Annotated in this window: 13 protein-coding genes; 2 read left to right on the forward strand and 11 right to left on the reverse strand. The window is 38.9% G+C overall.

Annotated elements, in window-relative coordinates; all coding sequences use genetic code 11:
- Window positions 1-112: 112 nt before the first annotated feature.
- From lpxB to surE, 3 genes are all read right to left on the reverse strand, one after another.
- Window positions 113-1,237: a lipid-A-disaccharide synthase gene (gene lpxB, locus MWU78_RS12155; RefSeq protein ID WP_246998073.1), complete on the reverse strand. Its 1,125-nt coding sequence runs from the start codon at window positions 1,235-1,237 to the stop codon at window positions 113-115.
- 67 nt (window positions 1,238-1,304) lie between these two features.
- The gene (locus tag MWU78_RS12160) at window positions 1,305-1,586 is read right to left on the reverse strand and encodes a hypothetical protein (protein WP_246998075.1); all 282 of its coding nucleotides are present in this window, start codon (window positions 1,584-1,586) and stop codon (window positions 1,305-1,307) included.
- On the reverse strand, window positions 1,579-2,358 hold the full coding sequence (surE, locus tag MWU78_RS12165; RefSeq protein WP_246998271.1) for a 5'/3'-nucleotidase SurE: 780 nt from the start codon (window positions 2,356-2,358) through the stop codon (window positions 1,579-1,581). The genes MWU78_RS12160 and surE overlap by 8 nt, the downstream gene beginning before the upstream one ends.
- Before the next feature lie 353 nt (window positions 2,359-2,711).
- Here surE and MWU78_RS12170 point away from each other — a divergent pair, with 353 nt between their 5' ends.
- Window positions 2,712-4,895: a carboxy terminal-processing peptidase gene (locus MWU78_RS12170; RefSeq protein ID WP_246998077.1), complete on the forward strand. Its 2,184-nt coding sequence runs from the start codon at window positions 2,712-2,714 to the stop codon at window positions 4,893-4,895.
- 71 nt (window positions 4,896-4,966) lie between these two features.
- Here MWU78_RS12170 and MWU78_RS12175 read toward each other — a convergent pair whose 3' ends face one another.
- From MWU78_RS12175 to msrB, 6 genes are all read right to left on the reverse strand, one after another.
- Window positions 4,967-5,218 carry a peptide methionine sulfoxide reductase gene (locus MWU78_RS12175; RefSeq protein ID WP_246998079.1) on the reverse strand — a complete coding sequence of 84 codons (252 nt, stop codon included), beginning with the start codon at window positions 5,216-5,218 and terminating at the stop codon, window positions 4,967-4,969.
- 37 nt (window positions 5,219-5,255) lie between these two features.
- Window positions 5,256-6,824, reverse strand: a complete 1,569-nt coding sequence (locus MWU78_RS12180; RefSeq protein ID WP_246998081.1) for a protein adenylyltransferase SelO — start codon at window positions 6,822-6,824, stop codon at window positions 5,256-5,258.
- A 7-nt stretch (window positions 6,825-6,831) separates the two neighbouring features.
- Window positions 6,832-7,128 (reverse strand): GNAT family N-acetyltransferase, encoded by a 297-nt coding sequence (locus MWU78_RS12185; protein WP_246998083.1) that lies wholly within the window; start codon window positions 7,126-7,128, stop codon window positions 6,832-6,834.
- A 237-nt stretch (window positions 7,129-7,365) separates the two neighbouring features.
- On the reverse strand, window positions 7,366-7,860 hold the full coding sequence (locus MWU78_RS12190; RefSeq protein ID WP_246998085.1) for a redoxin domain-containing protein: 495 nt from the start codon (window positions 7,858-7,860) through the stop codon (window positions 7,366-7,368).
- Window positions 7,861-7,992: 132 nt separating this feature from the next.
- Entirely contained in the window at window positions 7,993-8,544 is a 552-nt protein-coding gene (gene msrA / locus MWU78_RS12195; RefSeq protein WP_246998087.1) for a peptide-methionine (S)-S-oxide reductase MsrA, read from the reverse strand.
- Complete coding sequence (gene msrB, locus MWU78_RS12200; RefSeq protein ID WP_246998089.1) at window positions 8,534-8,998, reverse strand: peptide-methionine (R)-S-oxide reductase MsrB; 465 nt, start codon at window positions 8,996-8,998, stop codon at window positions 8,534-8,536. Before msrB ends, msrA begins: the two co-directional genes overlap by 11 nt.
- Window positions 8,999-9,169: 171 nt before the next feature.
- Between msrB and MWU78_RS12205 the strand changes: the two genes are divergently transcribed.
- Window positions 9,170-9,982 carry a DNA/RNA non-specific endonuclease gene (locus MWU78_RS12205; RefSeq protein ID WP_246998091.1) on the forward strand — a complete coding sequence of 271 codons (813 nt, stop codon included), beginning with the start codon at window positions 9,170-9,172 and terminating at the stop codon, window positions 9,980-9,982.
- Here MWU78_RS12205 and rodA read toward each other — a convergent pair.
- Window positions 9,979-11,262, reverse strand: coding sequence for a rod shape-determining protein RodA (gene rodA, locus MWU78_RS12210; RefSeq protein ID WP_246998272.1), 1,284 nt, complete (start codon window positions 11,260-11,262; stop codon window positions 9,979-9,981). The genes MWU78_RS12205 and rodA overlap by 4 nt on opposite strands.
- Window positions 11,252-13,120, reverse strand: a complete 1,869-nt coding sequence (locus MWU78_RS12215; RefSeq protein ID WP_246998093.1) for a penicillin-binding transpeptidase domain-containing protein — start codon at window positions 13,118-13,120, stop codon at window positions 11,252-11,254. The genes rodA and MWU78_RS12215 overlap by 11 nt, the downstream gene beginning before the upstream one ends.
- Between the last annotated feature and the right edge of the window lie 36 nt (window positions 13,121-13,156).

Here is a 13,156-nt window from a genome sequence, read left to right on the forward strand (position 1 = left end):
CTGTAGTTATTGTTTAAACGGGGCTCGAAAAGTGATTTAATTTATGGATTTCCAGTTAGAATTATTTGCATAAGTTATGCAATACGCGCCAAAATTGAGATTCATGAAATTATTATTGTGCAGTTTTGGCACTCTCCACAATCAGGGACGCCGCTTTTTCACTAGCGCCTTTGCCTCCTAGTTTTTTTTCCAATTCGTAGTATGCTTCAAACTGTCTTTTTCTCTCAGGTCCGTCCAAAATCTTGGTGAGTTCTGTAGTAATGTTTTTGGTATTTAAATCGTTTTGAATTAGTTCTTTAACAACCTCTTTGTCCATTATTAAATTTACCAAGGAAATAAATTTAAGGGTAATGATCCGTTTTGCAATTTGATAGGATATCCAATTGGCACGGTAACATACCACTTGTGGAATCTTAAAAAGCGCTGTCTCCAAAGTAGCGGTTCCGCTAGTTACCAAGGCGGCATAGGACAGACTTAATAAATCGTAGGTCTTATTGGAAATTAGGCTTACTTGGGAAGATTTTAAAAAAGGCTGGTAGAATTCCAAATCCAAACTGGGCGCCCCGGCAATCACAAATTGATATTTTGGAAAGGACTTTGTTACCGACAACATTAAGGTGAGCATTTTTTGAACCTCTTGTTTTCTACTTCCCGGTAATAGTGCAATAATGGGCTTTTTTAAATCTAAATTATGTTCTTCCCTAAATTTTTTATCGGAGGTTCTTGGAATATCCCCAATAGCATCAATAAGAGGATGGCCCACGAAATTAACGGGAAAGTGGTGCTTTTTTTCATAAAATTCCTTTTCAAAAGGAAGAATTACGTGCATGGCATCAATATCTCTTTTTATTTTATGGATCCGTCCTTCTCTAGATGCCCATATTTGGGGGGAAATATAGTAATTTGTCCTAAAATGGTTTTTTTTTGCCCATGAGGCAATTCTAAGATTAAAGCCGGAATAATCGATAAATACAATTACATCAGGATTAAAATTGACGATATCCTCTTTACAGAAGTCAATATTTTTAAAGATCTGGTTAATGTTCGTCATAACTTCAAGGAAACCCATAAACGCCATTTCCTTGTAATGTTTTGCCAAGGTACCACCGGCAGCCTTCATTAAATCGCCTCCCCAACAACGAACGTCGGCTTCCGAATCCTTTAATTTAAGGGCTTTAATCAAGTTTGAACCATGAAGGTCGCCAGAGGCCTCACCAGCGATGATGTAATATTTCATCCGTTTAGTTTGTGTGGTTTATTACCAGTTCTCCAATTTAATATATTGAATAATCCATATCCTGAATCTAAAAAACCTTGTAATACAGTATTAGCATAGCCGTCACTAGGGTGGCAATCATTACACCCCTTGCCCTATAATCTCTACGTATTTTTAAAAAACCAAAAAAGGCAAACAGGTTTAAAATGGCTCCAAGCGCCAATAAACTACCAATATGCCCTTGTTGAACAGCTGCATTATATGTTTCTACAATACCAAAATCGGAGAAGATAAGAATATATAATAAAGTTCCAACCGTGTTGGCAATGATACCTACTATAAATCCTATGCGTATTTCCTTTTTAATCATTTAGTTTCCAGTTGTTAATGTTTTGAATGGAGTGGTGTGCGGTTAAATCAAATTGGGTTGGGACTACAGAGACATAGTCTTGGGACAGGGCATATTCATCCGTATCTTCTCCCTTGTCCAGCAGTTCAAACTCTCCAGTTAGCCAATAGTATTCCTTGCCATTTGGACTAGTTCTTTTGTCGAATTTTTCTTTCCAATTGGCCCGTGCCTGTCTACAAATTTTTATGCCTTTGGGAGGTTTGTTATCGGTTTTGGGAATATTCACATTGAGTACAACCCCATTCGGGATGCCATTTTTTAATGCCTCTTTGACTATTTTTTGAATGGCCTCCTTGGAAGCCTCAAAGTTGGCATTCCAAGAATAGTCACAAAGCGAAAATCCAATAGCCGGAATTCCTTCAATCCCAGCTTCTATTGCTGCACTCATGGTTCCCGAGTAAATAACATTGATAGACGAATTGGATCCATGGTTTATTCCACTTACACAGAGGTCTGGTCTTCTATCCAAAAGTTCCTGTAGACCAAGCTTAACACAGTCTGCGGGAGTTCCGCTGCAACTGTATTCTTCTTTTGCTCCACTTTCCAAATCTACGGTAAGCTTTTTTATATACAGGGTGTTGTCTATGGTTATCGCATGGCCCATTCCAGATTGCGGACTGTCCGGAGCCACTACAACCACTTCCCCAATATCCTTTATGAATCGTATTAAAGCCCTTAGGCCAGGAGCTGTAATGCCATCGTCGTTTGTGACTAGGATCAAAGGTTTCGCCATGGTATATAATTTATGCTGCAAAAATACGTTTTTAATCTATTATCGGATTTCCTAATATGAAGAGTACACGATGAAATTATGTCTGGAATTTATAGAATTCCATAACAGGTCCAACCGTTGTCAGTGTCCAATGCGATTGAGATATTAACAAAAGATTAATGTCATATTGGTATAATATGGCACGATTTTTTCGTTATCTTAGAGTAATTGCCGTTAAAGGTCATAATTAAATGGCAAAACTTGGATTGCACTCATCGTTTGATTAATTTTAGATGTTTGCTTTAATACATTCAGGGAGGGGTTGTTTTATACTTTAAAATTAACTCCAAATGTGGAATAATAAAATAAAATAAATGAAAAGAAATTTAGCCTACGCCTTAATAGTAATGCTTGTTGCGGTAGCTTCATGCAGTTTTACGAACAAATCATTTGAAACTGATGATAAGGACAAGTTATTATTAGACCTTATTACATATGTTTTAGAACGTGGTCATTATCAGCCGAAGGCTATTAACGATGATTTCTCCGTTAATGTTTTCGAAGGTTTTTTAGATATTTTAGATCCTACCAAGCGATATTTTCTTGAAAGTGATATCCAGGAATTCGAAAAATATAAGTTTCAGATAGATGATCAGATCAAGAATACCGACATTTCTTTTTTTGATATGGTATATCAACGCTTATTGAAGCGAATGGATGATGCCAAAGAGATTTATAAAGAAGTTTTAGAGGAACCATTTGATTACAATGTAGATGAAACCATTGAAATTAATTATGACGGGCAGGGGTATGTAGACTCCCGGAAGGAATTAAAAGAGCGATGGAGAAAACAGCTAAAGTATGCAACTCTGGGTACTTACGATTCCAAATTGGAGGTCAACAAAGAATCTTCAGTCACAAATAGTGGTGAGGCATCCAATAGTGTAGATAATTCCAAACCCATTGCTGATGAAAATGTTTCTTCCAAGCCATTGACTTCAGCTGAAGCCGAAAAGGCCGCTAGGGATTTAACAAAAAGTACCTTGGATGATTATTTTGATTTCGTGGATGATTTGGAACGTAAAGATTGGTTTGTACAATATTTAAATACCATAGTTGAAGTCTTCGATCCACATACTTTTTATTTTGCACCGGATGATAAGGAAAAATTCGATACCAGTATGTCAGGTAAATTTGAAGGTATTGGTGCCCGATTACAAAAGAAGAAAGATCAAACTAAAATAGTAGAGATTATTTCAGGAGGTCCAGTTTGGAGAGACCAACAGTTGGAAGTTGGCGACGAGATTTTAAAAGTAGGACAAAATGGGGAAACACCTGTTGATATTGTTGGTATGCGTTTAGATGACGCCATCAAATTTATTAAAGGCCCTAAAGGTACAAGGGTGGATCTAACCGTTAAAAAAGTGGACGGTTCCATGGTAGTTATTTCCCTGACCAGGGATGTGGTTGAATTGGAAGAATCTTACGCGAAATCCGCATCCATAATTAAGGGTAATCAAAAATATGGCCTCATTAATTTGCCAAAATTTTATGTAGATTTTGAGGACTATAATGAAAGGAACGCGGCTACGGACGTGGCCCAAGAAGTGGAAAGATTAAAAGAAGCTGGAGCCGAAGGCTTAATTTTGGATCTTCGTGATAATGGCGGTGGATCTCTTAAAACAGTGGTTGAAATGGCTGGACTATTTATTAAGGACGGCCCAATTGTTCAGGTAAGGTCTACCGATAAAAAACCGGAGGTTTATAACGATAAGGATGAGCGCATTCAGTGGGACGGACCTTTGGTGATTTTGGTAAATGAACTATCGGCCTCTGCTTCCGAGATATTGGCTGCAGCTATACAAGATTATAAGAGAGGGGTGGTTATTGGTAGTAAACAAACCTTTGGAAAGGGTACGGTTCAAAATGTAATCCCCTTAGAGAATATAGTAAGAAGCAATGAGCATGGAGATTTGGGCGCTATAAAGCTTACGACTCAAAAATTCTATAGAATTAATGGCGGGTCTACCCAGTTGGAAGGTGTTAAAAGTGATGTAGTTGTGCCAGATCGTTATAGTTATATCGACCTAGGGGAAAGGGATCAAGAAAATCCGTTGACCTGGGATAAGATTTCACCAGCAGAATATACTCCTTGGGATGGCTATATAGACTATGAGTCTACCATTGCGAGCAGCACTAAAAGAATGAACCAGAATTCTCAAATAAAATTGATCGAGGAAAATGCGCAATGGATAAAAAAGGCACAGGACGAAACTGTGGTCTCTTTAAAGTACGCGGATTATAAGAAAGGATTGGAAGCTGATAAGGAAAAGGCCAAGTATTTTAAAACTATCTCGGATTATGATTCACATCTAACATTTGAATCTCTAAAATACGAAAAAGATCTATTTACCCAAGATTCGATTTTAAGGGAAAAGCGGGACCGCTGGCACAAGGATTTAGCCAAGGATGTTTATGTTGAAGAGGCTGTGAATGTTTTGGAAGATCTAAAAATGCATAATATCAAGAACTCCAAATTAGCCAGTGTAAAAGGATAATTTTATACCTTGAAACGATTTTAAAACCTGCTCATGGAGCAGGTTTTTTTTGTCTTTAAATGGCCTGATGCCTATTCCAATAAATGGAAATTGTTTATGAAGTTGATTACCTTGGCATGGGGCATTTCACATGGTTTTAACTGCTCCGTCTTATCTGTAATATAAAAGTTAAAACTGATAAAATCGTTACCACCCAACTCCTCGGCATATACTTTAATACTTTTGCCCTTATTGAAATTGGACCGCGTTACTCCGTATTTTTTGTTTTGAAAAAGTACGCACGAGTAACCTAAGGGGATGGCTTTTATTCTTTCTGATAACATGGAAGCAAGTCGCTTTGTTTGTGATAAGGATACACGCTTACGAACTGCAGGAGAGCATGGAACATCCTACTTTGTTCCTAGCCCAATCCGGACGCTTGGCAAACCATTTTTCAGCCTTTATTTGTTCATTGTATGGATGCTTCAAAAGTTGAAAAAATTCATTGATTAAGGTATAATTCCCTTTGTCCGCATCATCTATGGCCAATTGTGCCATATAGTTTCTCAGGACATATTTGGGATTCACCATATTCATTTTTTCACCTCTACGTTCGTCTGTTAGGCTTTCTTTTTGCAATCTTATTTGGTAATCGGTAAACCATGTTTTCCATTTTTCAAGAATGTCGCCCTCAACTTCTTCAAAAACATAGAAGGCATCCTTCACCGGGTTTAAAAAGTGATCATCAATAGGGCTCTCTTTTTCAATTTTATTCAAGCTTCGAAAAAAGATGGTCATATCGGTTTCTGTCAATTGTAAGTTTTCTTCCAGTCTACCCAAGAGTTCGCCATCATTTTTGTCGGTATCAAAAAGTCCTATTTTGGATTTCATCATCGACAGGTATTTTGTTTGGTAATTTTCCCTGTAATCCTTTAAGATTCCTTCAAGGGGTGCCGCATCTTCTATCAAAGGAAATAGGGAGTTGGCCAATTGATATAAGTTCCAAAGGCCAATATTTATTTGATTGCCATATCTATAGCGCTTATACTGTCTGTCTGTTGTATTAGGGGTCCAACCTTCATCATAGCCTTCCAGCCATCCGTAAGGTCCATAGTCTATGGTAAGTCCAAGAATAGACATATTGTCCGTGTTCATAACCCCATGTACAAAGCCAACACGTTGCCAGTGGATGATCATATCCAGTGTACTGTTTGCCACTTCCTTAAAAAACTGGATATAGGATTCCTTTGAACCTTCATTCAAATGGGGAAAGAAATGCCGAATAGTATAATCTGTGAGATCTTTTAAAGTTTTTTTATCCTGCCTTGCAGAAAAAATTTCGAAATTTCCAAAGCGTAAAAAAGATGGTGCCACTCTGCATACTACCGCCCCCTTTTCGTAAGCGGGGTTACCATTATAAAGTATGTCTCGAAGTACCTGGTCGCCTGTTAACGCCAAGGAAAGGGCTCTTGTAGTGGGTACTCCTAGGTGGTACATAGCCTCACTGCACAAATATTCCCTAATGGAAGACCGCAATACGGCCAAGCCATCGGCCGTTCTGGAATAAGGTGTTTCCCCTGCCCCTTTTAGCTGTAGCGCCCATTGTTTATTGTTGTGGTTAACTTCAAATAGATTTATGGCTCTGCCATCTCCCAGCTGTCCGGCCCAATTGCCAAATTGGTGGCCGCCATAGCACATGGCATAGGGTTGCGTGTCTTTTAAAACGGCGTTTCCTGTAAAAATATTTTGGAACTCCTCGGACCTTAGGTCGTCCTCAGTTAACCCCAGGTCTAGTGCCAATTCACTTGAAGTGTGAATCATGCTAGGTTTAGCAGTTAATTTTGGAGTTACAAAAGAGTAACATGCCTGCATGACCTGCCTTCTTGTGTTTTCCAAAATTGGGTCTGCTGGGAGTTCTGTATTAAAAGTGTCCTTAATATTCAAATTCATACGATTCCTAATCTATTATAGAGTTCCATTTTTTACTTCTTCTGGCAACGGCCTTTATATACGAACATACGGCCACCGCCTTGTATCCTTCACTAGTCAATTGCTCAAAGGTACCTTCCACAAGTTCCTTGCCATACCCTTTTCCCCTTAGCTTAAAGGGTACTTCAGAATAGGTCAAATACATCTGCCCATCAACTAGCTTATAGGTTACCACAGCCGTTTCATCATTTATAGCCATGGTAAATCTCTTATTCTCCTTATCGTGCTGTAACTTTAAATTACCAGTTATTAAATTGTTATCCATTTATTTAGTGTTTTTTTTGGTGGAATTTTTCGGGTTTTTAATCAAAAGGTTAGAGTGGTAAAATTGAGTTTACCTAATTCATACAAAATACGCAATTATTGGTCAGGGCAAGAATTGTTTTTCACGTTCAAGTTGGTGAATGAGAAATTATGTAATTATAAACAATCTTGATAGAACTGAGTCTTAGCGAATCCTTTTACACTATAATGGGAGTTTGGTAAAGGCTTGTCCGTTACTTTAAATGGTATTTAAAAAATTAATGGCATTTTGTACATTTAGGTGAAAGTCGGCAAAAACCACATTATCGTTTTGATCTATAAATATAAACCATGGTGTTCCACCCGTTCTGTAATTTATCATGATCTTAGATATATTGTTGGAACTTTCATCACCGGGATCATGGCCAAAGGGTATTTTTAAATCGTATTGATTTTGGGTTTCCAGTATCTTGTCATATGTGTTGGTATCATATCCTTCAAAAACGGTCTGAATGCTTAAAAAAACAATATTTTGGTTGCCTTCTAAGGCAGTAACCATTTCCTTAAGCGTGGGAAATCCTCTACTATGGCAACCTTGGCACCAACTTTGAAAACAATAAACCACTTTGAATTTTCCCTCAAAATCGGACAATTTAATAGCCTTGGAGATATTTCCATTGGCATCTATCCATTGTTCTACCCCAAATTCACGAGCCTTAAAAACATTTTGGTCATCCAAAGTGCTATCATTCAATTAATAAAGTGCTATCATTCAATTAATAATGTCCATTCCAGTTCTGTTTAATTCAAATTCTTTGGCTGGAGGGATGTATTTACAAACTCTGTTTAATTCTTGACAATTACTTTCGTTTATTTTGGAGCGCAATTACACTTTTACTTTTTTCAGTTTATCGGCATGCATTTTTCGGAGCTTGCTCAACTTCGGTGTAATAACAGCACTACAGTATCCCTGCGACTTATTATTCCTATAGTAATCTTGGTGATATTCTTCAGCTTCGTAAAATGTTCCCAACGGACTAATTTCTGTTACAATTGGTTTGTCGAAGTAGGGTGCCACTTCCTTTATTACTAAGCCTGCCTTTTCCTTTTGGGCATCATCGTGATAATAAATAACCGAACGATACTGTGTGCCGGCATCGCCGCCCTGTCGGTTTAATGTGGTTGGGTCGTGGCTGGTCATGAAAACGACCAGGAGGTTTTCGTACGAAATAACATTGGCATCAAAAGTTACTTGAACTACTTCCGCATGACCGGTGAGTCCAGAACACACTTCCCTATAAGTTGGTTTACCCGGTGCATTTCCTCCAGTATAGCCAGAAATTACTTTTTCCACACCATTTATTTCCTGAAAAATGGCTTCCACACACCAAAAGCATCCACCACCAATGGTGGCGGTTTCTAATTTTTTATTTTTCATCGGTTACCCTTTCTTTAATTATTTTCATGGATTCTGAATTAATACAATAGCGCAGTCCACTGGGCTCTGGCCCGTCCGGGAATACATGCCCCAAATGGGCATCGCAGGTATTGCACATTACTTCTACCCTGACCATACCATAGGAAGTGTCCTTATGGTATTTAATGGCATTGTCTTTAATTGGCTGGGTAAAACTGGGCCAACCGCTTCCGGAATTAAATTTAATGGTGGAATCGAACAATGGGGTGTCACAGCATATACAGCTGTACTTACCGGCATCATGGGTGCTACAAAGTGCTCCACTGTGCGGAGCTTCCGTTCCTTTATTTCTGGCAATTCTAAATTGTTCAGGAGTTAGTAGTTGTCTCCATTCCTCCTCTGTTTTCTCAACTCTTGTGTCTGGTCGTGGATTCCCCTTTACACTGAAGTTGATGATATCTTTCCAAGTCAACATATATATTTTCCTTTCTTTTTATGGTTCAAATAGTAGTCGGTATTCAATCTAATTGTGATGTTGGAATTAGTGGTATAATTTGATTTTTGTACCCTTATTTTGTCGCTCCAAAACCTCTAAACTTACAAGTGCGACGAATCCCAATTCGTAACTTTAAATTATATTTACATTATGAATAAATATAACAAAAATAGGGTCATTTATACAACTCTGTTGCTTGTTTGTGTAGTCCTATTTTGGGTATTTGAGAATTTTTACACTCCTGCTCCATATACACTGCCCGACGGGGAAGGAAGTAGGACGGAAATCCCTGAACTTCTGAGGCCTAGTTCCACTACTGGTGAAATAGTGCAACATGCCCATTTTGCCTTATCCTATAATGAAGCCTATGAGCAGGCGGAGTGGGTGGCTTATATATTGGATAAATCCCATTTGACCAAGGATGATAGAAAAAGGCCATATTTTTTGGAAGACCCCAAGGTTAGTACCAAGTCTGCTGACTGGAGAAACTATAAGGGATCTGGTTACGATAGGGGCCATCTGTGTCCTGCGGGTGATCGTAGATTCTCTGAAAACGCATACAATGAAACCTTTTATACGAGTAATATTAGCCCCCAGGACAGGGATTTTAATGCAGGAATCTGGAATCGGCTAGAGCAGCAGCTGCGGTATTGGGCCAAAAAGGATGGACCACTGTTTGTCGTTACCGCTGGTGTATTGGAAAAAGGATTGCCCAGCATAGGTGAAGAGGACGTGGCAGTCCCAAAATTTTACTATAAAATTATTGCCAAAGGTAATGGCAGGGATCTCAAGATTATAGCATTTCTATTCCCGCACAGGGAAGATATTGGGAAATTGGATCAATTTATAGTTTCGGTAGATGAACTGGAAAAAATAACGGGAATCGATTTCTTCCCTAATTTGCCTGATGATCTAGAAGATTTTCTGGAAGCCAACATAAGTACTGGCGGGTGGAAATTTTAGGTCAATTCATTTAATCTATTCGCATCCAATTTTAGAAAAATGAACAATAAGGCTGTGAAAAATAGTAAACCGGAACCTCCATAACTAAAGAAGGGTAGGGGTATACCTATGGTTGGCAGGACACCGGTGACCATACCTATGTTTATAAAATAATGTATAAATAAAATGGAGATGACACCATAGCCATACATACGACTGAAGGCATTTTTCTGTCGCTCCGCCAAATGAACCAACCTCAAAAGCAATAAGGTGAATAGGATAACAACGGTTGCCGTACCAATAAACCCCCATTCTTCACCTACGGTGCTAAATATGTAATCTGTATGTTGTTCGGGAACAAAGTCGCCCTTGGTTCTTGTTCCCTCCAAAAATCCTTTCCCAAAAAAGCCTCCTGATTCTATAGCTTTTTCAGATTGATAAGTATTGTATCCTATGGTTTTTCGGATTTCGTCCATTTTCTTGGGGTCCTTTTCCAATCTAAGCCAAAGACCGAATCGGTCTCTATGGCGTTGTTCAAAAACCGAATTAAAAACAAAATTAACCGATAGGGAGAATAGAACGATAGCTACGTAAATAAGGGTAACCGGGATAATGGGTACTTTGAATGATGGCTTTTTTAATAATAGGAACAAAGCTAATAGGAGTCCCAGGATTATGGCTACCCAGATAGTACCGAACATTAATGTTAGAATAAATATAAGGATTACCATTACTCCTATACTCAGATAATAAAGCGGGAGACCTTCCCTAAATATTACAAAAATCAAGGCGAAGAAGACCAGGGCACTTCCTGGATCGGGCTGTGGAATGATCAAGAAAGCCGGAATCAAAATTATCAATATTGAGACCATTTGGTCTTTCTGGCGCTTAATGTCTGTCTGTATATCACTTAAATATTTAGCCAATGCCAGGGCGGTTGCAACTTTTGCGAATTCAGAAGGTTGCAGGTTGAAAAAACCAAGGTCGTACCAAGAGGTAGCCCCGGCAATAGTTTTGCCAAAGACAAAGAGACCTAAGAGCAGTGCAAGGGATATAATGTAAAACAGGCTTGAAAATCGTTCATAAAAATTGGCTTCTAGGGCCAGAATAATAATAATTGCGACGGCACTAGTTCCTATAAAAAACAATTGCTTTCCATGTAATGAGGCGAAATTGAATATGGAAGGGTTGTCCTCTGTGAAGGTGCTTGAATAAATATTTATCCAACCTATAAATACTAAAGAAATGTATATAAGAACGCTAAACCAGTCTAAGCGTTTAAGGACACTTTTACCAGACACGCTCATTTATTTTAAAGGGTTGTCCACTATAGGGCTTTGCATATTCCTTCTCCAAAGTTTTTTCCAACATTCTTTTCTCCAAGTCAACACGGGTAATTTCACCTTTTAGGTATTTTTCAATCATTAAGGAAGCGATATGTCCGGCAAAACGGGACCCAAAGTATCCATTTTCTATATATACAGCAATGGCGATCTTTGGATTGTCCACGGGTGCAAAGGCAACAAAAACGGAGTTATCCGTGAGTTGGGTACGTACCCCATCGATTCTTGTAAAGTTTTCAACGGTTCCTGTTTTACCTGCAATTTCAATGCCCTCTATTTGAAGCCGTGCTGCTGTACCTTTCCTGTATACCTCGGCCATTCCCTGAACCACCGGTTCAAAATATTTTTTATCAATAGTGGTATGTTTGGCTTCGGTAAATTCTGGAATACTAATATCTTCAGCCCCAATTTTTTTGAGTACATGCGGTGTAAAATAATGTCCTCTATTGGCAATTGCTGCCGTCATGTTGGCCAATTGGATAGGGGTAACTTCTACTTCTCCCTGACCTATGGAATTGGAAATAATGGTAGAGGAAGACCATCGTTTTTCCCCGTATATTCGGTTATAATATTCCTTGTTTGGAATTCTTCCGGGTCTTCCAGTAGGCAAGTCGTAACCCAGAAATGTTCCCAAGCCAAAGCTTTTCATATGCTTTTCCCAGACATCCATTGCCTCGGCTGAGGTTGGGAATTGGTCATAGATTTTGCGAAAAGCTCCCGCAAAATAGGCATTACAGGATAGATATATGCCAGAATTTAAATTTCTGCTTCCTCCTCCGCAATGGCAGCCTCTTTTCCTTTTACCCACATAGAACCCGTTGTAGCAATGAATAGAGGTTTCCGGTGTAATGGCTCCTTCTTGAAGCGCAACGAGGGCATTTAGGGTCTTAAATGGCGATCCTGGGGATTGTGATGCCAATATGGAACGGTCAAAAGTTGGTTTCGTAATAGTGTCATAGTGTAATTTACTATAGTTTCTTGATCGCTCCCGGCCCACCAAAAGGGCGGGGTCATAGGTTGGACCGGAAATTAACGCCAATATTTCACCGGTTGCAGGCTCAAGGGCTACAACTCCTCCGTGTTTCCCGGTCATCAATTTTTCACCGTATTCCTGAAGTATTTTATCTATTGTGACGGTTATTTGTTTTCCCTGCTCGGGCAGTGTATCCAATGTGCTGTTCTTATAGGGGCCAATGTCCCTATTAAATCGGTCTTTCTGAATGTATTTTACGCCTTTGCGTCCCCTTAGAATAGTTTCGTATTCCTTTTCAATACCGGTGGTTCCTTTTAATTCCCCGGCGGCATAGGACGGATTTCTTTCCAAGTCCCATTCGTTGACCTCGCTAATGTATCCCAATACATTGGCACCGCTATTGGTATCGTAATATCGTAAGGATCTTTTTTGAATATAGAACCCCTCGAATCTTCTCATTTTTTCTTGAAGTCGACCATAATCTTCTTTGGAAAGTTGAGGTACTAAAACTGAGGGGAGTCTTGGGGAATAAACCCGAGCTTTCTTTAGTTGGGATACGAACCTTTCTTTGTCAATTCCAAGAAGGTTGCAAAAATCGAGGGTGTCCAAAGGTTTTACTTCCCTAGGGATAACCATAACATCATAGGCCGGCTGGTTGGCTACTAAAAGTTCTCCGTTTCTGTCATATATATAGCCTCTTTCCGGATAGTCGTAAACTGCCTTTATGGCGGGATCTTCCAATACTTGGTTAGGGGAAAAACTAAAGATCTGGAGATAAGACAATCTACCGATAAAAGTTATTCCAACCAGCAATATAATGGAGGATAATAAGATTTTTCTCATTCTTTTTTAACACTAAAAAGTGAACTTAACAGTAAG

It is taken from the genome of Arenibacter sp. F26102, assembly GCF_023015865.1.
Taxonomy (GTDB): Bacteria; Bacteroidota; Bacteroidia; order Flavobacteriales; family Flavobacteriaceae; genus Arenibacter.